Origin of the sequence: Sphingobacterium sp. UBA6317, from assembly GCF_002440385.1 — a bacterium.
Classification (GTDB): domain Bacteria; phylum Bacteroidota; class Bacteroidia; order Sphingobacteriales; family Sphingobacteriaceae; genus Sphingobacterium; species Sphingobacterium multivorum.
The window spans coordinates 25,419-46,509 of sequence record NZ_DJTD01000038.1 but is presented as its reverse complement, the minus strand read 5'-3'; the positions used below and the strand labels follow the sequence as shown (position 1 = coordinate 46,509).

At 39.1% G+C, this 21,091-nt stretch carries 16 protein-coding genes; 3 read left to right on the top strand and 13 right to left on the bottom strand.

Annotated features, from left to right (window positions below; genetic code table 11):
- Window positions 1–33 precede the first annotated feature (33 nt).
- Complete coding sequence (gene lpdA, locus B3E92_RS11680) at window positions 34–1,422, bottom strand: dihydrolipoyl dehydrogenase (protein WP_286896822.1); 1,389 nt, start codon at window positions 1,420–1,422, stop codon at window positions 34–36.
- 245 nt (window positions 1,423–1,667) lie between these two features.
- On the opposite strand from lpdA (B3E92_RS11680), the gene B3E92_RS11675 reads away from it, so the two are divergent.
- Entirely contained in the window at window positions 1,668–1,967 is a 300-nt protein-coding gene (locus B3E92_RS11675) for a DUF3817 domain-containing protein (RefSeq protein WP_286896820.1), read from the top strand.
- Window positions 1,968–2,134: 167 nt separating this feature from the next.
- Here the strand turns inward: B3E92_RS11675 and B3E92_RS11670 are convergent, their stop codons facing one another.
- From B3E92_RS11670 to B3E92_RS11630, 9 genes are all read right to left on the bottom strand, one after another.
- Window positions 2,135–2,539 (bottom strand): acyl-CoA thioesterase, encoded by a 405-nt coding sequence (locus B3E92_RS11670; protein ID WP_075991086.1) that lies wholly within the window; start codon window positions 2,537–2,539, stop codon window positions 2,135–2,137.
- 67 nt (window positions 2,540–2,606) lie between these two features.
- Window positions 2,607–4,013 (bottom strand): dihydrolipoyl dehydrogenase, encoded by a 1,407-nt coding sequence (gene lpdA / locus B3E92_RS11665; protein WP_286896817.1) that lies wholly within the window; start codon window positions 4,011–4,013, stop codon window positions 2,607–2,609.
- Between the two features lie 212 nt (window positions 4,014–4,225).
- Window positions 4,226–4,759, bottom strand: a complete 534-nt coding sequence (locus B3E92_RS11660; RefSeq protein ID WP_075991088.1) for a plastocyanin/azurin family copper-binding protein — start codon at window positions 4,757–4,759, stop codon at window positions 4,226–4,228.
- Window positions 4,760–4,934: 175 nt separating this feature from the next.
- Entirely contained in the window at window positions 4,935–6,536 is a 1,602-nt protein-coding gene (locus tag B3E92_RS11655; protein WP_286896815.1) for a response regulator, read from the bottom strand.
- A 22-nt stretch (window positions 6,537–6,558) separates the two neighbouring features.
- Window positions 6,559–7,119 carry a chemotaxis protein CheB gene (locus B3E92_RS11650; protein WP_286896812.1) on the bottom strand — a complete coding sequence of 187 codons (561 nt, stop codon included), beginning with the start codon at window positions 7,117–7,119 and terminating at the stop codon, window positions 6,559–6,561.
- A gap of 6 nt (window positions 7,120–7,125) precedes the next feature.
- Window positions 7,126–7,935 carry a CheR family methyltransferase gene (locus tag B3E92_RS11645; protein ID WP_286896810.1) on the bottom strand — a complete coding sequence of 270 codons (810 nt, stop codon included), beginning with the start codon at window positions 7,933–7,935 and terminating at the stop codon, window positions 7,126–7,128.
- 17 nt (window positions 7,936–7,952) lie between these two features.
- The gene (locus B3E92_RS11640; RefSeq protein ID WP_286896809.1) at window positions 7,953–11,378 is read right to left on the bottom strand and encodes a hybrid sensor histidine kinase/response regulator; all 3,426 of its coding nucleotides are present in this window, start codon (window positions 11,376–11,378) and stop codon (window positions 7,953–7,955) included.
- Window positions 11,379–11,851: 473 nt separating this feature from the next.
- Window positions 11,852–12,835 (bottom strand): ISAon1 family transposase, encoded by a 984-nt coding sequence (locus B3E92_RS11635; protein ID WP_286896806.1) that lies wholly within the window; start codon window positions 12,833–12,835, stop codon window positions 11,852–11,854.
- Window positions 12,828–13,181, bottom strand: a complete 354-nt coding sequence (locus tag B3E92_RS11630) for an ISAon1 family transposase N-terminal region protein (protein ID WP_286851555.1) — start codon at window positions 13,179–13,181, stop codon at window positions 12,828–12,830. The genes B3E92_RS11635 and B3E92_RS11630 overlap by 8 nt, the downstream gene beginning before the upstream one ends.
- A gap of 519 nt (window positions 13,182–13,700) precedes the next feature.
- Between B3E92_RS11630 and B3E92_RS11625 the strand changes: the two genes are divergently transcribed.
- Both B3E92_RS11625 and B3E92_RS11620 read left to right on the top strand, forming a co-directional pair.
- Window positions 13,701–14,219, top strand: coding sequence for a KdsC family phosphatase (locus B3E92_RS11625; RefSeq protein WP_286896804.1), 519 nt, complete (start codon window positions 13,701–13,703; stop codon window positions 14,217–14,219).
- A 2-nt stretch (window positions 14,220–14,221) separates the two neighbouring features.
- Window positions 14,222–14,800, top strand: coding sequence for a Maf family protein (locus B3E92_RS11620; RefSeq protein ID WP_286896802.1), 579 nt, complete (start codon window positions 14,222–14,224; stop codon window positions 14,798–14,800).
- Between the two features lie 52 nt (window positions 14,801–14,852).
- On the opposite strand, the gene B3E92_RS11615 is transcribed toward B3E92_RS11620, so the two are convergent.
- From B3E92_RS11615 to B3E92_RS11605, 3 genes are all read right to left on the bottom strand, one after another.
- On the bottom strand, window positions 14,853–17,435 hold the full coding sequence (locus B3E92_RS11615; RefSeq protein ID WP_286896800.1) for a TonB-dependent receptor domain-containing protein: 2,583 nt from the start codon (window positions 17,433–17,435) through the stop codon (window positions 14,853–14,855).
- 269 nt (window positions 17,436–17,704) lie between these two features.
- Entirely contained in the window at window positions 17,705–18,124 is a 420-nt protein-coding gene (locus tag B3E92_RS11610) for an HYC_CC_PP family protein (RefSeq protein ID WP_286896798.1), read from the bottom strand.
- Between the two features lie 378 nt (window positions 18,125–18,502).
- Window positions 18,503–20,968, bottom strand: a complete 2,466-nt coding sequence (locus B3E92_RS11605) for a phosphocholine-specific phospholipase C (RefSeq protein WP_286896796.1) — start codon at window positions 20,966–20,968, stop codon at window positions 18,503–18,505.
- Window positions 20,969–21,091: the final 123 nt, after the last annotated feature.

The following is a 21,091-nucleotide window of genomic DNA, read 5'->3' as shown; positions in this document are numbered from 1 at the left end:
ATTTTCCCCTTTTTAGTTTTATTTGTTTTAATACTACAAGTGGATCACTTCACCGTAAGCATCAGCACAAGCTTCCATAATCGCTTCACTCATTGTTGGGTGAGGATGGATCGTTTTAATCATTTCATGACCTGTTGTTTCCAGTTTGCGGGCCACAACAACTTCCGCAATCATTTCTGTAACATTGGCTCCGATAAGGTGTGCGCCTAGGAACTCACCATATTTAGCATCAAAGATAACTTTAACAAAGCCATCTTTCGCACCAGCAGCTGACGCTTTTCCTGAAGCTGAGAATGGGAATTTACCAACTTTAATTTCATAGCCAGCTTCTTTCGCCGCTTTTTCGGTATAACCTACAGAAGCAATTTCTGGGGAGCAATATGTACAGCCGGGGATATTATTGTAGTCAATAGGTTCAACATGTAGATCTTTGATTTTTTCCACACAAGTGATTCCTTCTGCTGAGGCAACGTGAGCCAAGGCTTGGCCTTTAACAATGTCACCAATCGCATATACACCTTCGATGTTTGTTTTGTAGAAATCATCTACAACAACACGGCCGCGATCAGTTTTTACACCAACCTCTTCCAAGCCGATATTTTCGATATTTGGAGCGATACCAACAGCCGATAATACAATCTCTGCTTCGATAACTTCAGTACCTTTTTCTGTTTTGATAGAAACTTTGCTCAACTCACCTGTTGTGTCAACGGATTGAACTTCAGATTTCGTTAAGATGGTGATACCTTGTTTCTTTAAGCTTTTCTCTAATTGTTTTGAAATTTCTTCATCTTCAACAGGAACGATTCTATCCATAAACTCTACGATAGTTACTTTTGTTCCGATTGCATTATAGAAATAAGCGAACTCAACACCGATAGCACCTGAGCCAACAACAACTAAAGATTTTGGTTGTTTAGGAAGCGTCATTGCCTGACGGTAGCCGATGATTTTTTTACCATCTTGAGGTAAATTAGGCAATTCACGTGAACGTGCACCAGTCGCTAGGATGGTATGTGTTGCCGAATATTCTTTAGTAGAACCGTCTGCACCTTTTACATCGATTTTACCACCTTTTTTAATTTTTGCAGTTCCATTGATGACGTCGATTTTATTCTTTTTCATCAAGAACTGAATACCTTTACTCATTCCTTCAGCAACCCCGCGACTTCTTTTGACAATAGCGTCAAAATCAGCCTCACCACCTTGAACATTGATGCCGTAATCAGCGGCATGGTTTAAATATTCAAATACCTGAGCACTTTTCAATAATGCTTTTGTAGGGATACAGCCCCAGTTTAGACAGATTCCGCCTAATGATTCGCGTTCAATAATCGCTGTTTTGAACCCTAACTGAGCGGCTCTAATGGCAGCAACATACCCGCCTGGACCACTACCGATTACAATGATGTCGTAATTCATATAAATAAATATTCTGTAGTTGAGTGTTATAGCTTCAAATGACAAAATCTGTGAAGCATATATTCATTCAAAAGTACGCATTTTTTCTGATGAATATGAACTATTTATTGTAAAATTGGCGGTTTCTGATAAAACACTGTCGCTGTTTCTAGCTGAATGTCACATCCTGGTCAAAGGGGGAAAAATAATAGTTAAAGCGTTTTTAGAGTCTTATTTTTGAAGTTCACAATACACAGTTTATCATTATGTTAAGAATATTCAGACAGATCGCCCTGTGGGAAGCAATCTCCACCATTTGCTTGTTTTTTATTGCCATGCCGTTGAAATATTTCGCGGGAATCCCCGAAGCAGTCAAAATAGCCGGTTCCATTCATGGCTTCTTTGTCGTTATCTTCGTCGTTATGCTGATCATGTCAACTATAGAATACAAGTGGCCTATATTAAAGGCCGTGAAATATTTCTTGGCTTCTTTGATCCCTATTTTTGGCTTTTGGGTAGAATTGGATCTTAAAAAAGAAATTGAAGGAAAGAGACAGAAATCATAGTTTGTTAAAAAAATGCAAATGCATAAATTTTTGCAAAGGGTTAGGTAGGGGGGAGAAAAGGAAAAAATAGCGGTCTTAATTTTCTGTAAAAATACAAATGCCTGAATTTTTGCAAAGGGTTAGGTAGGGGGGAGATACCAAATTAAATAAAGACAGGAGAGAGATGTTTAATCATCTCTACCTGTCTTCTCAATACCCATATACGCATAGGTAATACTATCCTTTCCATGAGGAGCGGGGTTACCATCTTCATCCAGGTTTACAAAAACCAATTTATCGATCGATAGAATTGTTTTCCTGGATATTTTATTACGTACCTCGCAGCGCATCGTTAACGATGTTGTTCCAAAATTGATCGCTTCAATACCCAGTTCGAGAATATCGCCTTGTTTGGCTGAGCTTACAAAGTTTATTTCTGAAATAAATTTCGTAACCACTTTGGGATTTCCTAATTGAACGATAGCATAGATGACCGCTTCTTCATCAATCCATCGTAATAAAGTTCCACCAAATAATGTTCCATTAGGATTTAGGTCTTCGGGTTTGACCCATTTTCTTGTATAAAAATTCATCGTGTATAGGTATTTATGACAAAGGGGAAAAGTTTCCTTTTCCCCTTGAGTATTCGATATTTATCGCCTAAGCGTGTATTGCTCTGTTCGCGGTTGCTGCAAGTGCTGCTTCTTTGATTGCTTCAGTATAGGTTGGGTGTGCATGGCAAATACGAGCGATATCCTCTGCAGATGCGCGGTATTCCATAGCTACAGTAGCCTCACCAATCATATCTGCCGCACGTGGTCCAATCATATGTACGCCTAATACCTCATCAGTAGTAGCGTCAGCTAGGACTTTCACAAAACCATCTGTGTCACCTGATGCTTTTGCACGACCAGAAGCTTTGAACGAGAATGATCCAGCTTTGTATTTTACACCGGCCTCTTTAAGTTGCTCTTCAGTCTTTCCAACAGAAGCAACTTCAGGCCAAGTATAAACAACACCTGGAATCAAGTTATAATCAATATGTGGTTTTTGACCTGCAATATATTCTGCAACATAGACACCTTCGTCCTCAGCTTTGTGTGCCAACATTGCTCCAGTGATCACATCACCAATTGCGAAGACTCCTTGTACAGCTGTTTCCAGATGGGCATTAACAGGGATTTTCTTGCCTCTTTCTTCTACTGTGATGCCGATATTTTCTAGTCCTAAGCCTTCAGAATATGCGGTACGACCAACGGCTACGATACAATAGTCGCCTTCTAAAGTGACTTCTTGTCCTTTTGGATCTTCAGCAGTTACTTTTACCACTTTACCTTTTGCGGAAGCTCCGGTCACTTTATGGCCTAAATAGAACTCCATGCCCAATGATTTTTTCAAAACACGTTGTAGTTCTTTTCCTAAGCCACCATCCATTGTACCGATGATAGATTTTGCAAATTCAACAACAGAAACTTTTGAACCCAAACGAGCATAAACAGAACCTAGTTCCAAACCTATCACACCACCACCAATGACAATAAGGTGTTTTGGAATCTCTTTTAGGTTAAGTGCTTCGGTTGAGGTAATGATTCTTTTTTTATCTACAGGTAGGAAAGGCAATGAAGTCGGTTTCGATCCCGTTGCGATAATTATATTTTTACCAGTGATCTGCTCTGTCGAACCATCTGCTTTCGTTATTTTGATGGTGTTTTTGTCCACAAATGAACCCACACCCTGAAAACTGTCAATTTTATTCTTCTTGAATAAGAAGGTGATACCGGCAGTATTTTGAGCAATGACATCGTCTTTACGAGCAATCATCTTTGCCATGTCTACTTTCAGGTCTTTTAAGCTGATGCCAAATGCATCAAAATTATGCGCAGCATTGTGGTAATGCTCCGAAGAATCTAAAAGCGCTTTTGAAGGAATACATCCAACGTTAAGACAAGTACCACCAAATGTGCTATATTTTTCAATAACAGCTGTTTTTAATCCTAATTGGGCACAACGGATAGCTCCTACATATCCGCCTGGACCACTTCCGATTACAATTACGTCGTATTGCATTGATTACGTTTTATTTTTTTGTACCACAAATTTAATGATTATTAATGGGATAGGAAATCAAAACTTACGATTTGTGGCCAAAGGGCCTTACTTTACATTTTTTTGATAAAAGAATGGAAATTATGCACCGTAGGGAGAAATGTATTGATGCCTGCTTGGGTATAAATCAAAAAAGGATATTCATGTTTTGAATATCCTTTTTTATTTGATTATTATTCTGCAACAATTTTTCCTTGCATGACACCATAGTGACCAGGGAAGCTACAGATAAACGTATAAACTCCTTTTTCAAGCGTAAAAGTGATTTTATCAGTTTCTCCAGGTCCCAATAATTTTGTGTGGGAAACAATTGAAGATAAAGCTGATTTTGGAATATATTCGTCTGCAGCAGCTGCAGCAGCCTCAGCACCAAAAGTTGGAAGGTCAACACCTGGTTTTAGGATAACTACGTTATGTCCCATGGACTCTTTTGGCATAGTACCTGCATTTTTGAAAGATAATTCTACTGGCTCACCCGCTTTTACACGGAATAGATCCTTATTATATTTCATTTGATCGTTACCTTCTAAAGATAAGCTGTTGGAAATAGCTACGTTTTCAATTCCAGGCACTGTTTCTGTTGCTTGGCTTTCTGTTGAAGTTGTCGCTTCTGTACTAGTTGATTTTTCAGACTTGTCACTGTTTCCACCACAAGACGCAATTGATAAAGCAACTGCAACTGCTGGTATCATAAAAAGTTTTTTCATTTGAATGATTGTTTGTTTATCTTTTATTTATTGTAGGCATTTCCGCAGCCTTTAGCGGTTTAGTGATGAAGTTATGACGAACGTAATTCCTTTCTGGAAGCACGTTCATGAGAAATAACATCAAACATCTTGATTATGTTCTAAAATTAATGATTTCATTGCTAAATTGAAACTATCATTTCAATTTTGACAATAAAGTATCAATTGTTTTATACAATTTGATAGGATCGAATGGTTTTCCGACAACTTCATTGGCTCCGGCATCGAGCGCTTCCTGTTGTTCGGCTTGGAGCACAGATGCTGAAATGGAAATAATCGGCATGTTTGCGATTATCGGATTCGCGTTTCGACGTATTTCCTTGATCGCTTCAAAACCACTCATGAGCGGCATATGGGCATCCATAAACACCAGGTCGATTTTTTTCTTATTGATTTCTTCTAGTGCGATGAGTCCATTCGTCGCCAAAGTAATTTCGCAATTCCAGCTTTTGAGGATATTCGCGAGCATAAAGCTGTTTAATTCATTGTCCTCAGCAATGAGCACCATCGGGAAGTTGAACTTGGGCAATTCCGTATAGAGTATCTGCGTTTCTTTTTCTACGGGTTTATCTTTGATTTTGTCGAAAGTACATTCAAAAGAGAAAATACTCCCTTTACCATATTCACTCGATGCAAAAACCCGACCGTTGAGCAGCGCTGCAATACGTTTTACAATTGCGAGGCCCAATCCAGTACCGCCAAATTTTTTGGTTATACTATCTTCTCCTTGTTCAAACGCAATAAATATTTTTTCCAGGGCATCTTCTACGATGCCGATTCCTGTGTCTATCACCTGAAATCGTAAACAGATGCTATGGTTATCTTCAGTTAGGAGCTGAATTTTTAATACAACAGAACCTTCCGAGGTGAATTTGAAACTATTGGAGATAAAGTTGGTCAATATTTGTTTCAACCGTAGTGGATCTGTCAGAAAATAACTTGTGATCCGATCGTCCACATCAATGGAAAAATTCAGCCCTTTGTAGATGGCTTTATCAATAAAGAGGTTGTTTAGATCATCGGTAATATCGTGCACTGATGTTGACTCCATGTTAAGTTTCATCATACCTGAGTCGACTTTCGATAGGTCCAATATATCGTTGATAATAGTGAGCAGATTTTGCGAGGCAGAATCCAGCTTGTTAATCCAGTTTTCTTGTTCTAGCGTCAGTTGAGAATTTTTTAGCATCTGTGTAATGCCCATAATACCGTTAATAGGCGTACGGATCTCATGACTCATATTGGCTAAAAAGGTTTCCTTGGATTTTCGAGCAAGATCGGCCTCTTCTTTCGCTTTGAGAATAGCCTGTTTTGATTCTTCTAAGGCAATGTTTTTCTCTTTAATTTCCTGCTGTATCAGTAATTGCTGCACAAAAGATTTTACTTTCGCGATGGTTGCTTCAGGGTTAAGCGGTTTATATAGATAATCCACAGCGCCGCTATTAAGTCCCTGAATGAGGTATTTGTCTTCTTTTGAAATCGCTGTTACCATAATGGGGATGATATGGTTTGTTTTCGGATTCTTCTTTAGGAAGGAAACAAATTCAAAACCATTGATCTCTGGCATCTGCACGTCAACGAGCGCCAAATCAATATCCTCTTTCCAGCAGATTTTTAAAGCTTCGTTGGGATCTGTGCTCGTCACTATATTTATATTTTCGATATCCTCCAGCAGTGCTGTAAGACTGATAATATTTTCAATTTTATCATCGACAATCAATATATTTATCTTCTTCATTATAGCAAATCTAAATACAATTTTAAGTCAATTGCTTGATGTAATCTTTTATTTCTTGAATGGTCAAAATGCGTTCCTGTGCATCGAGTTGAATAGCTGCTTCGGGCATGATGGGAACTTCAGCCGTGGCAGGGTCTTGTACAAAAGTCGTCCCGCCGTATTGTTTTATCATTAATAATCCCTGTGCACCATCCTGATTCGCTCCAGAGAATAGGATAGCTGTACAATTTTCTTTATATATTTCGGCCACGGATTCGAAAGTCACATCAATTGATGGTCTTGAGTATTGAACAGGTTCTGAGATATCCAAAGAAAAGCTATAATCTGGTTCAACTAAAAGGTGATAGCCAGCAGGGGCAAAATAAATAGTCCCATTTGCTATCGCTTCCTTATCATCTGCAGTTTTTACTTTTTGAACAAGTGCTTTGGAAAGCGTGTCCTCAATACTAGAAGCATATTTGGGGTTTCGATGTACAATGACAATAACGGGTATAAGGATTGGCCGTTCCAATGACTTCAAGATATTTAGAATGACACTAAATCCACCTGCAGACCCCGCTAACAAAAGAATTTTTCTTTCCATCACGTATTACCCAATTTTTTGGTAAATATTCTGTTTCTTGTTTACGATCTTAAATTTAGCAGCGTCTTTGTAGTTGATTAAAGATTCTTTCGCTCCCAAGCATAAAAAGCCCAAATGGCAAAGTGAATGATAGAATAGATCCAGGACTTTATTTTGCAATTCGGTGTCGAAATAGATCAATACATTACGGCAGGTAATCAGTTGAAATTCATTAAAAACGCCATCGGATACCAAGCTATGCATGGAGAAAAGGACATTTTTTTTAAGACTATTATTAATGGTAGCGGCGTTGTACATTGCTGTATAATAATCCGACAATGAGTTTTTTGGCTCCGTTTTGATAAAATTTTCCGAGTATTCTTTCACTTTTGCAAGAGAATAGATACCGCGTTTTGCCTTTTCTAACACTTTGCCGTTAATGTCGGTGCCATAAATAAACGCACGTGGGTAAAGATTTGCTTCTTCTAACAAGATGGCCAGCGAATAAACTTCTTCGCCAGTAGAACAACCGGCACTCCACAGTTTTATATGCGGATAAGTTGCGAGATAGGGAAATACATCTGTTTTTACAGCTTTATAAAAATCGGGATCCCTAAACATCTCAGTCACATTAACTGTAATTTCCTGCAGGAAATAGGTGCTGAATCCGGGTTGATTGATTAAATTGGATTTTAGCTCCTGTAGATTGAGCTTGTTAAGTTCCATTATTCTAGTCACCCGTCTTTTTAAAGAAGCTCTTGTATAACCGGATACATCATAGCCGTGTAGATTTTTGACTATATCAATAACTTCTTCCAACTCTTCAAAACTTATCATTACTACTCTTTTATCGGTTAACTCAGCCATACGCGCATTAGGGATATTAATTTGTCGACATCAACCGGTTTGCTAATGTAATCGTTTGCTCCAACAGCAATTGTTTTTTCTCTATCCCCTTTCATTGCTTTCGCTGTCACAGCAATAATAGGAAGGTTTGCAAATTTCTTGTTTGCCCTAATTTTTTCAATAGCCTCATAACCATCCATAACGGGCATCATGATATCCATTAAGACAAGGTCAATCTGTTTATTTCGTTCAAGAATATCCAACGCTTCCTGACCATTGTTAGCGATTTCAATGTTCATATCATAGCTTTCAAACGCCGTGCTCAGGGCAAAAATATTCCGCATATCGTCATCTGCCAGTAGTACGGTTTTGGAAGCTAAATTGTTTTCCGCAATTACAGAGGCTCCGGAGTGATTGAACATCGTGTATTCGTGCTTATTGCTGCGGATTTTATTTAAGAATAAATTAACTTCATCAATCAGACGATTATTTGATTTAGCTGATTTAAGGACCATCGCCTGGCTATGATGCAGAATTTCGGAAGTCTGCTCCGTAGTGAGTTCCATTGCCGTATTGATGATAATGGGTAAATCCTTAAATTGAGTGTTCGATTTGATCTCATTTAGGAGTTCAATGCCTGATTTATCGGGGAGATTCAGGTCCATAATGATGCAGTCAAACAATTTCTCTTGATCTAATAGATCGAGGGCTTGTTTCGCATTGAAGGCCTGAAATATCTGAATATGCTGTTCTTCTAAAGATTGTTTGATAAAATCGCTTTGGATTTCCTGATCTTCCACCAGCAGAATTTTTTTCAATGGATGACTAGTCGACGCTTTTATTTTTAAGAATGTTTCAGCCAAAGATTCTTCTGAAACAGGTTTAGCCATAAATCCGATGGCTCCGGCAGAAATAGGTTCATCATGTAAAAATGTTCCTGCGGACATCATGTGTACGGGAATCTCCTTGGTACTATCAATTTTTTTGAGGTTTCGAAGAACTTCCCAACCATCCATTTTAGGCAACATAATATCTAAGATAATTGCGGCAGGTCGTAAATTTTGTGCTTTTTGTAACCCATCTTGCCCATCATAGCTAATGTATACATCGTAGCCGTTTTGTTCGGCGTAGTCTTTTAGAATATCTGCAAAAATAAAATCATCCTCAATAATCAGAAGTTTATTGTGTTTTCCATCGTTGTCGATCGACTTCGTTTTTTCGACTATGGGATTTTCCTTCGGCATTTGTGACGGCGGATCAATTTCTTTTTCGATCGATGTTACTTTCGGGACTGGAATTTCCTGTTCCAGCGGTATACTGAAGGTAAAGATACTGCCTTCACCAACCTTACTGGATAAGCTTATTTTCCCTTTTAATAAGCTAGCAATTTCGCGGCATATTGATAAGCCTAAACCAGTGCCACCATATTTACGACTCGTTGAGCCATCTTCCTGTTTAAAAGCATCAAAAATTAGCTCTTGTTTTTCTGGAGCAATGCCAATACCGTTATCTTTTACCGTAAAAAGAAGATTTTCAGCTTCAGCTTCTATCGCTAAAGAGACTTCGCCCTTTTCACCTGTGAACTTGAAGGCATTCGATAATAAATTCTTGAGGACTTGTTGTATACGATGTTCATCACCGATGAATTCCTGCGGTGCATTTACATTGACATCGAGTAGGAAATCAATATTTTTCGACGCTGCGGTATCATTGAAAAAATCTTTAATATAATTGACAAGGTAGTTTGTGTTGATACGTTCTTTTTGGACATCAACTTTGCCCGATTCAATTTTTGCCAGATCCAACAATTCGTTAATTAAATGGAGGAGATCTGAACCGGCACTGTGAATAACAGAAGCATACTTTATTTGGTCCTCACTGAGGTTTTTCTTTTTATTATCATGAAGTAATTTGGCAAGAATGAGAATACTATTAAGTGGTGTCCGCAGTTCATGGCTCATATTGGCCATAAATTCAGATTTATATTTGCTGGACAGCTCTACTTCCTCTATTTTTTGCGCTATGGCCTGACGGGCTTTTTCCAGATCTTCATTTTGGGCAAAGAGTAATTTGGCCTTCTCGTCAAGCTCATTATTGGTTTGGATAAGTTCTTCCTGCTGTACTCTAAGCTCTTCCTCAGAAGCCTCCAACAAATGTGTCTTATGGATTAACTCCTCATTTGTTGTTCTCAATTCTTCCTGTTGCGTCTCTAATTCCTCGGTTTGTTGTTGAAGTTCCTCATAAAGATCGGCAAGCTTCCCATGAGTTTGGGCTACTTTGATGATAACGGCAATGTTATCTTTTGCTTTATCCAGGAAGTTAAATCGTAGTTGCTCGTCTTTCTCATTGGTAATGGGGCAACAAATTTCCATGATACCGACACAATGGTTTTCATAAGAGAAGGGTACAATATAGATCTCGGCTTCTAAACGATCGGATAACGAGGTTTCTAAGATAAGATGCTTGTGGTCGACGTCTTTTATTTTAACGACTTCATGATTGTTTGCGACTTCGCCCAAAATACCATCGTTTTCCTTAAACGTTCGTTTGATATACTGTGTGGAAGAAATACCAATTTTGTGGCAAAGCTGATACTCCTGATAGTTATCATCGAAAATGTAAATCGTCCCACCTAATGCTTTTGTCGTGGAAGCAATAGCATGTAGGCTTATTTCGGCAATTTTCTTGTCTGTATAGTCACCGCGTAATTGTTCGTCAATGCCATTAATCGCATTCAAAATCCAGTTATCACCATTGGTCTGTTCTTGCAATAGTTGGAGACTTTTATTGGATTCTTGTTGACTTTTCACTGTAGACCTCAGAAATCTAGAGATCGAGGAAATTTTAGCGAGAATATAGAAGAAGCCACTTAAGCCAATGGCGATGAAAAGGTAAGTAATGTACTGGGCCAGTTGCAGTTCATTTCTAGATTTTTCTAAGAGTCTTGCCCGTTGGTCTAATAGATCTCTCGACATGAGATCGATCTGATTTAATATCGAGGCCTTTCGCTCGTGAATATTATGGGATATGGATTGAGTTTCCTCTGTGTGATCGATATCCTGCTCAAAGTCGTAAAATGCAACGATATCTTTTCGGATGTTTTCAGTGCTGTTTGGCTGAACATGATAGAAATCATCTTTCAAACTTAAAGATCGCAACAGTTCGTCCATTTTTTTAAATTCCATTTTATAAGGAATAAATAGTGAAGCGTCTTTCTTATTCAGGTAATCAAGTTTGATGTCATTTACTTCGTCTACACTTGATTTGATTTCATTAATAATATTGAATCTATTTTCGGCAACACGAACAATACTTCGCTCGTTATTTAAATTATGATGCAGCGATATGAAAAAATATAGGGCTGAAAGGAAGATAAGCGAAAAAGAAATTATCACTCCTATGGTAATTTGCTTTCTATAATTTTTTCGATTCATGTTAGAATGAGTTTATCGTTTACTTTTCTGTAGGTATTGTGTTTCGATGGTACCTGGGGAAAAAGATATATGTAAAATAACAAAAAAACTTGCTATTCCTAAAATAATCAAAAGTCAGCATAGAAACAAACCTATAAACAGTCAAGAGGTATCCCAAAATAATCGATTACCGCGCAATAGCGATTTTTTGTTACGTAAGCGTAGCTCATACCATTTTTTGTCTTTTAATTCTGAGTTGCAGCAAGTAGGGATCAAGTAGTGATCAAATTAGGCATTTTAACAGTGTTTGTTCAGTGCTCGTTCAGTGATTGTTCAGTGCTTGTTCAGTGATCACTCAGTATAAACTGAATAAGCAGTGACTGATCACTGTCTAAAAATTGATTGAAAATTGTTTTTAGCTATATGTTGGTAGGGAGATGGTTCGGTCAAGTCTATTTAAGGATCATACCGAAAGTTTGGGGGAGGAGAAGTTTTTAAGCATACAATTTCATTACTCTATATAGGAAGAATGTGGTGTCCCTTACACCGCGAAAGACACTCCTGAACGCTTTGAGCTTTGCATTGAAAGATTCTGCTGAAGCATTGGTGCTTCTATTGTCGAAGTAGTGTAGAATGTATTGATGATGCGCTGCAATGGATCTTGCTACGCTCTCAAATGAAGCGATGCCCGCATTTTCAACCTGATTATGCCACAGTCCAAGTTTGGTAAATGCTATCTTTTTGTCCTGGCATTTATTGAATATGTCACCCAGAGCAATTCCAAGGTCATAAGCGAGCTTTAGCTTGGGAAACCGCATGAACAACAATTCAGCTCGGTGTTTCTGGTTTTCGGACCATCGGCTTGGGTGCTTGAACAAGAGGTGTCTGGATCTAGCCAGTAGCTGTTTGAGCGTGTCTCCATTAGGCAACAACTCGGGTTCATATGGGATTCCTCCCTTTCGCGATTCCATTATCTTCTTGCTTTCCGCATCCAATACTTCCCAACGATACTTAATACGAAGTTCCTGCACTGCATCGTAAGCTAACTTTTGGACATGGAACCGGTCGACCACACGCCTGGCATTCCTGAAACATCTACGGATTGCCTTGGCCATGTTCGGCGCCATATCCATGGTCACCTCCTTTACCTTATTCCTTGAACGTAAAGGTATTAACTCAAGAACAGTGATGATATCTTCGGCCTTGGTGCCTTTGATAGTCGCTAGGATCGTCCCTTTACCTCCTTTTGCCGATTTACTGCTAACAATGGTATATAATTCACCGTTGCTAAAACTGGTCTCATCGATGCTCAAGCGTTCAGAGATGTTCCCCGGGAAAAGAGTCCATCGCTCTGCATGTGGCTTTTGGCTCCAGTCATGGAAGTCACTGAGATGGTTCTTGTATTGATCCTGAAGTTGCTTGCCGTCCACCTGGAAGAATAACCCTACCAATTGGGCACTTACAGGATAGTTATCCAAATATCTTCTTTAAAAAAAGCCCGAATTCAGTCGTCATTCGAGTACCCTCACGCACCAGGTTCCAATCTCTTGTGATAATATCTCCCGTATCTAACACTGTCCAGCGGCGGCGGCGGATATGTAGAGTAACTTTCTGACCTCTAATGGGAAAGTCTGAAATCTCTGTGGAAGGCATAAAGCCCTTTGACTCCAACTTGCTGTTCTCATAGCCCGTTGGAGCAATATTAAGCTCGTCTAGATAAATGTGGAGCTGATTGTCAACCTGATCGACTTCTAAAATCTGAAAGTATTCTAAAAGCCCTTCGGGCATCAATAGGGATAGTAATTTACGTTCGGCGTCTTGCAAGGGATATCTGTATTAAACAAACTAAACTAGGAAATTTTTTGTATTCCCCCAAGAATTCTGCTTGATCCCTTGATCCCTATTTAATAGAAGATGAAAAAATACATATAAAAACAAAACCCTGATGATGGGCACCAGGGTTCGTTACTAACCAATTATAAACCTAAATTATGAAAAGACTCTTTAAGGGCTTCTAAACTAAATTAGTTGCCGTGTTATTCCATGAAAACTAAAAATGATTGTTTTTTAAATCTTATGCACGTTTCGAGCAAATAACTTCTCTGACTGCATATTGTTAGTGTTTCATAGTGAGATAACCTTTAATTATCTTCAACAAAGATACGGTAAATATACAGTAGTATCCAAATATTTTTTCGAATAAGTTGCTAATACAACTATGTTGTGACACACAAATGATATTTTGGCTTATCTGAATAATTATCTGACAGCCTCGTCGATTAGATCGGTATCGCTACGCGAATTATTACTTGAAATGCCTTACTTTTACAAAAATAAATTTTTATGGTATTGACCGAATTTAAAGCGATAAGAGCATTTGTATTGGATGTAGATGGTGTATTGACTGATGGTACTGTACAAGTTAATGAAGAAGGGCATCAATTACGTACATTTAATATAAAAGATGGCTATGCGATGCAGTTGGCGATCAAGAAAGGCTATCCTATTTTTATCATCACAGGTGGAGGTTCGAAGGGGGTCGAGCAGCGGATGAAAGGATTGGGAATCAAAGAAGTATATTCAAAAGTTACTGACAAGCTGTCTAAAATGAAAGAACTTGCTTATGATTATAAGCTTGAATTAAATCAGTTGATGTACATCGGTGACGATATCCCTGATTTTAGCTGCATGAAGTCTGTTGGCGTAGCGGTTTCTCCGGCAGATGCAGTAGAAGAGATCAAGAAAATTTCGCATTATGTGTCTGGTTTTTGTGGTGGAAAGGGAGTTGTGCGTGAATTGATTGAAAAGGTCATGAAAGTACAAGGCAATTGGTATGAGGATGAAACAGTGAAAAGTATATAAGGATGTTGAAAAATCTAAAAAATAGAACAATTATATTAGGGTCTCAATCTCCACGGAGAAAACAGCTGTTAGCAGGGCTTGGGCTGACATTTGAAGTCGACGTTCGGGAGACGGATGAATACGTGGATCCGAATTTATCGGCTGCAAAGGTGGTTCGCCAAATCGCTATTCGTAAAGTGGAGGCATTTAGAGATAAAGACGATTGTTTGGTTATCTGTGCCGATACTATTGTCGTTTCGGACAAAGGCGAAATTTTAGGTAAGCCCAAAGATGAACAGGAAGCCAGGACAACTTTAACAAACTTGTCTGGTAAGAAACATTTGGTGTTGACTGCTGTAGCGATCTCATGGGAGGGTAAGATTAGTACTTTCGTCGAAACGACAACTGTTTATTTTTACGAATTAGATGCGGATGAAATCGATCATTATGTTACTAAATTTTCACCATTAGATAAAGCCGGTTCTTATGGAATACAGGAATGGATCGGCTTAATCGCCGTAAAAAAAATTGAGGGAGAATATAATAATGTGGTCGGGTTGCCAACGGCAAAGCTTTATCAAGAATTGAAAAAGTTAATGTAAAAAAGCGGCAAAAGCCGCTTTTTTATTATTCATTGATTTTTTAGCTGAGCTGTTATTTGATGAAATAACGAACCCCAGTGTAGAACATGCGTCCTGTTAATGGTCCCCAAAGCATCGACGTGTCAAAATAGTTTCCAAAGGGTTGATCCGCTGCAAGTATTGGCATATTTTGGAAATAATTAGACAGATTTTCTCCGCCCACATATACAGTGAAGTTTTTGTCTTTCCCAAAAGTTTTGCTAATCTGCGCATTCATGGTCGCATAAGCTTTTGATGCTGTAGGCATTTGATATTCAACGGGGTTCTCTGCTGTTGATGGAATGCGTTTTTGTCCAACTACATTCAGCGTATAGTCTACACTCCAGCCAGAATGGTGATTATATGCTAGGTTGACAAAGCCACGGTGTTTGGCCAATAGCGGTTTGGTCTTTCTGCCACTTTCAAAATCAGTTTGGACATCAAGTAAGCGATAGGCCAATCTCGTTTCAAAATGTGGTGCTGGCATAAAGCGAAATTCTGTTTGTAAGCTATTGGAGAAAGATTTTCCATTCAAATTGTAAAAATTGATCTCTCGGGGATTTTCGTAATCGACCACGACCTGATTAGAGAAGCTGTTATGGAAAAATTCAACGGATGCCGAAGCCTCACGTCCAAAGATTCGCATACTTTGGTCTATCGCTATTCCGCTATTCCAGGAGACTTCAGGTTGTAGGCCATAAGCTTTATCGTATATATTAGGCGATTGAATAACCAATTTTCTACTACTTGCCAAAACGGCCGTATTCTCTGCAAATATATTTGCTGTACGTTGACCTCTTCCTGAGCTAGCTCGAACCGTTGTTCCCGCAATCGGTGCATAACGTAAATGGATGCGTGGTGTTGTAAACCAACCATACAGGGAATTATAGTCTTGGCGGAGACCGATAATGGCATCAAATTTTTCTGATGGACTATAGGTATATTCTGCAAATGCTCCCGAAACCACTTCTTTCCTTTTGAAGTTTTGATCTTTTAAATACCACTCATTGTAATTGTCATAATTAATGGAGGCACCAACGCGATACTTGTGAGCGACTGTCCCGATAATATCTTGAAATAAGAGGTTAGCATACCCATTTTGTTGCTCCGAATTGTAGTTATTGAGCCCAAAATAGCTTTTTTGATTGTAATTTGATCCTGCAAGCTGGAGACCTATGCTGCGGTGCTTATTTTCGGGGAACACGTAACCAATTTTAGCGAAACCTTCTACACGTTCAATATCAAATCCTAAACCATAGCGATTCGTAGTACCCTTATCTGTTTTTTCGTTAAAATCAATCTGCCCACCTGTACGGTCGTCATTGAGATATTTTACCCCAAATTGTACCATAAGTCCTTTTCCGTTTTCATAAAACCAACGGTTGACACCAGAGAATAGATTGCCAACAGGTACATCTCTAAATCCGTTGTGACTAAAGTTCATGGATTTATTGTACATGAAATTGTCGTGCAACAGAACTGCGGTGGACCAATGCTGACCAATTTTTTGTGAAAGATTTAAATTGACATCTGTGCGTCCCATGTTGTTAGCATAGGCATTAAAAAACAATCTTTCTGAATTTTGCGGTTTTTTCAATTCGACGTTGATCTGTCCGGCCATGTTTTCGAAACCGTTGGCTACGGAACCGATACCTTTCGCGATTTGAATTGATTCAATCCATGTTCCTGCAATAGAATTTAAACCTAAAGGAGAAGCGAGCCCACGAGGTCCGGGTAAATTTTCAACGGTTAATTGGGTATAAATACCACTAAGGCCCAGCATTTGAATCTGTTTGCTGCCTGTTACCGCATCAGCACTGACGACATCGACGGAGGCATTGGTTTCAAAGCTCTCGCTTAAATCACAGCAAGCGGCTTTGAATAACTCTTTTCCTGTAAGAACTTCCAGTCGTGCAGGTGTCATACGGTCGATGTAATTTGAGCGTCGTGTTCCTTTAACCTCGACTTCCATCAATACATTTCCCTTTGCTGTAATCATGATGACTTCATGGAGATCTTTGACGGTGATGGTGTCAGGTTTCATTCCAACGTAACTTACCACCAATTTGTTGAATCCTTCTTTATGGTCCAATTTAAAAACACCATTTTCGTTTGTTCTTGTGTTTTTGGTTGGAAGGTTGGCCCAGTGTAGATTGGCGCCAATAATGGGCTTAAGATCCCCCTTTTCGTTTTCTTCAACGACAACACCGGTAACAGTATGTGGATGGTCATGGCTATCGGTTGTTACAATTTTCTTTTCGGGGATTTTGCCATTTTCCAAGCGTGGATACATACAACATTCGTGAAGTTTAGCATAGGATTCTTCATCGGCAACCAGGTTGTCTACATCGTGACCAACATGCGCAATGTTTTTCTTAATAGACTCCAGTTGTATTTTCTGAGGATTATATTTGATCTGTAACAGGTTGTCGCTGGCATTCCAAACAGCCATTTCTACACCATTCATTTTCGCGGCAGTTTCAATACGTTTTTTACACATGGCACAATTTCCGGCCACTGTAAGCGTCCTCGTGCTGTCGGTCTGTGCCTGTACAAATGCCAGAAAAAATAAGGATAGAATGGTTGTCGTATATATTTTTTTGAAAATTTGATTCATCGTTTTAATTAAGAGTATTCGCTTCAACTAGCATTTAATTTTTACTTTCATGATATCGCGCGACCGCATTTATGGGTAACGGATCTATTTTTTCAGTTCTACTACTATTTTTGCTGAATGATTTAAAATCCACTGTTTTTGGTTCCGTGACAAGCGACGGAAAGATCAATGTTGGGAATGACAGTCTGCCATTCTTACGAAATATAAAAATTATACTGGACTTCGGTCAATTCAAGAAGTTGAACTGTGTTCGGTGAAAAGAGGTGATATTAAATCCTAAAATTTTGATTGAGAATAAAAACAGGTGGGTTCTGTCTATTATCGCTCGCAAAAACGGTATACTTTAGTTTAGAAAAATCGTCTTCCTCCTCAGAGAAATGATAATAATTAAGTATCCAATGACGTGTAATTATTGCGGGAGAAAAAGTGTTAAAATCAAGATTTTGTGTTACTCGGCTGAAGTGATCGACTTTTTGTGCTTCGATCTTAACATCTTTACAGCTTCCTGTTTCATGACAATGGTTCTGCTGTTTTTTTGCAGACTTGGCACAAAGAGGGCAGGCCATATTATGGCTTTCCGATAACGATACACTTTTTGTTTCTCCTTGGCAAAAATGAAGATGCAGTGAGGCACCACTTGCAGCGAGCAAATAGAAAAATAAGCCGATAAATAGTGCGATTTTCTTCATTGAAGCAAAAATAGAGAAAATATGTAATTTTTTTTTGTAATATTTTGGATAAATGTTATAACTTGTAGTAACAAATGAAAAACCAAAAATTACCAGAGTTATGTATTTATTATTTATTAATCCCGTCAGCTCCTATTTATTAGCTATCCTTTTGATTGTCGGGGCAGTTTTATTGTACAAAGGATTCTACCATCTCGCTCGTCGTATACAGGAATAAAACAATATATTAGACCTTATTCCCGGATACTGTTAGTAGCTTGAATATGTGCTGTTTCTTCTAAGATAGCAGCATGTAAGGATTATTCATTGAATTTTAACTATTCAGGTAAGACATGATAAGAATGGGAGTATTTATTTAGACACTCCCATTTACTTTGTTTATCGGCTTAATAAGGGATCACTTTTTCCTGCATTTCCAATCTCTATACGCCCCGCATATTGTTCCTCGAAGTTTGAGAAACCAGCGCAGGTGAGGCGGAAATCATACCAAAAATTTTGCTTAGCCAAATCAAAATGTATCTTAATGGATTGTCCCCCCTTAAGTTGCAGATTCTTTTTTTCTTTTCCATAGCTGGCGTCCTCAAAAACAAGTTGCTGAGTTGTTTTCCCATTGTTTGTACATGAAAAAGACAAACGCCCGGTAAACGCGGATTCATTTTTACTTTTTTCACAGGTACAGCGGACCTTTAACTCAGGGTTGTTTGTGTCACCTTTAAATGCTCGATAAAATCCATTTGGGCCATAGATCTCGAGGTGGTACATTTTTTTATCGAAGGCGTCTAGCGACCATTGGTCCGTTACACGATCTCCGGGAGAAATAGCATAATTTCTTGAGGTTCCAACTTCTCCTTTGTAGCTAGCAGCATGGTAGACTGTAAAAGGTGAGCCCGCAGCGTGTTTGCCAAAAATTTTATTTGAAGCTTCAAATGTGACCAAGTAATCCCCTTTGGATTGGTATTCGCCATGCACATAAAGTTCATAGGGAAGGATACAGGAATCCCGGAGCCCTTTTTCTTGTTTTGGGAAGTAGGGTGAACTGCTGGGGTCTTTCTCTATTTGTTTGATCTCCATTTCGCTGAGCGCTTTGAAGCCCATGGGAAGGCCTTTGAACTTGGCTTGGTGAATCTCTTGGATAAAAGGTTCCCGTTCTAGTACCATAGGTTTGTTTATGGTTTCGCCATGATAGGGCCTAAATGCCGAAGTTAAGTCACCACATACGGTACGTCGCCAACTGCTGATGTTGGTTTCTTTTATATTTTTATTGGTTTTGTGATTAATAAATTTTTCCAGGAATTGTAAACTGGAGGTATGGTCAAATACTTGCGAATTGACCCAACCCCCTCTGGTCCATGGAGAGGCAATGATCATTGGTACACGGTAGCCGAGACCGATATTGCCTTCTCTTCCGCTTTCAGGATAATATTGCTCATCGCGGCGTACATATTCTAATCCAGGGTTGATTCCCGCTGATACTTTTCCGCTTTCTGTATCATCAGGATTCGGCGCCGTAAAGGGTGCAAAGTGATCAAAATACCCATCATTCTCATCATAGGTAAGTATAAAAATTGTTTTTTTCCAAACTTCTGGATTTTGGGTAAGAATGTCCATGATTTCGCTAACATACCATGCGCCAAACCAAGGAGAATCGGGATGGTCAGAAAAAAGCTGCGGTGGAGCCAGCCATGATACGGTTGGAAGTTTACCTTCCGCGACATCTTTTCGGAATTGATACAGGACATCTCCTTTAGGGATCTGTAACTCGCGCTGTTGCCCCCCTTCTTGATAATGCATTGTTTCCAATTCCATATAATCAGGCTGTGCACTGTTGTTAACAAAAGCACGGCGATGAATATCTTTTGTCCGCTCATCGAGCTTTTCAAAGTTCTCGGCAGTATATAGCTGTAATTCTTCTTGAATATGCTTGAGATTTTTCTTTAAATTTTCAAGTGCTTCGCCAGTTGTTGTTTCGCTAATTTTACGTTCGAGATCTTCTTTTTTTAATGTCAGGAGCTGACGATAGCGTGGATGATATTTGACTTGATATTGGGGGAAGTATTCCATCGGATTACAACCAAAATTGGCGAGCCAGCTGTTTGCTTCACCACTATAGCCAGCGCTGCTTGAAGAGATTTCATTTTGATAGATTTTCCAGTCTACGCCTAATTCCGAAAGGCGTTCGGGGAAAGTTGTCCATGTTGCTTTCCCGCTAAACTCGGAGTCACCATTCCAAACTAAGGCCTTTCCTGTAAGATTTTCCCGTATATTGGCGGTCCAGAAATAAAGCCGGTTTGGATTCGTGCCGGTGATGCTCGAACAAAAGTGTTGGTCACAGATTGTGAAAGAGTCCGCGAGAGAATAGTAAAATGGAATATCTTCGCGGCTATAATGTCCCATGGTCAACGGTAGATTCGAAAATTCTTTAAATCCGGAGTGTTTTACATCCAGCCATTTGTTCATCTTGCCTTTATTGCGTGCATCTGTTTGATCGGTCCAGTTGTGGGGAAGACAACCCATCCAGGTGACTTTCGAATCTTTGATATCCAACCGGAAGGGAGCAAATGTTTCGCCGGATTTTTGCGTCTGAAACCAGACTTTATTCCGATTGGGTTGACGGATAGCTCTAGGATCATTGAAGCCTCTTACACCACGTAATGTTCCAAAGGCATGATCAAATGAACGGTTTTCCTGCATTAATAAAACAACGTGTTCGGCATCATAAAACGTGCTGCCCAATGCTGGATTAATAGCCATCGCTTTCGCAATGGCGGATGGAATAACATGGGAGATAGAAGCTCCCCCAGCAAGCATAGCTGCTTTCTTTAAAAAATCTCTTCGCGTATCCATGGTTATATCAGTATTGATTTGATTGGCTGCCTATTGCTTGGTTGATCAAGGCAACAAAGTCTCTTCGAAAAATCATATTTTCGAAAACTGTCTTAAAAATAAGAGTTCGATCCAAGAAAAAAG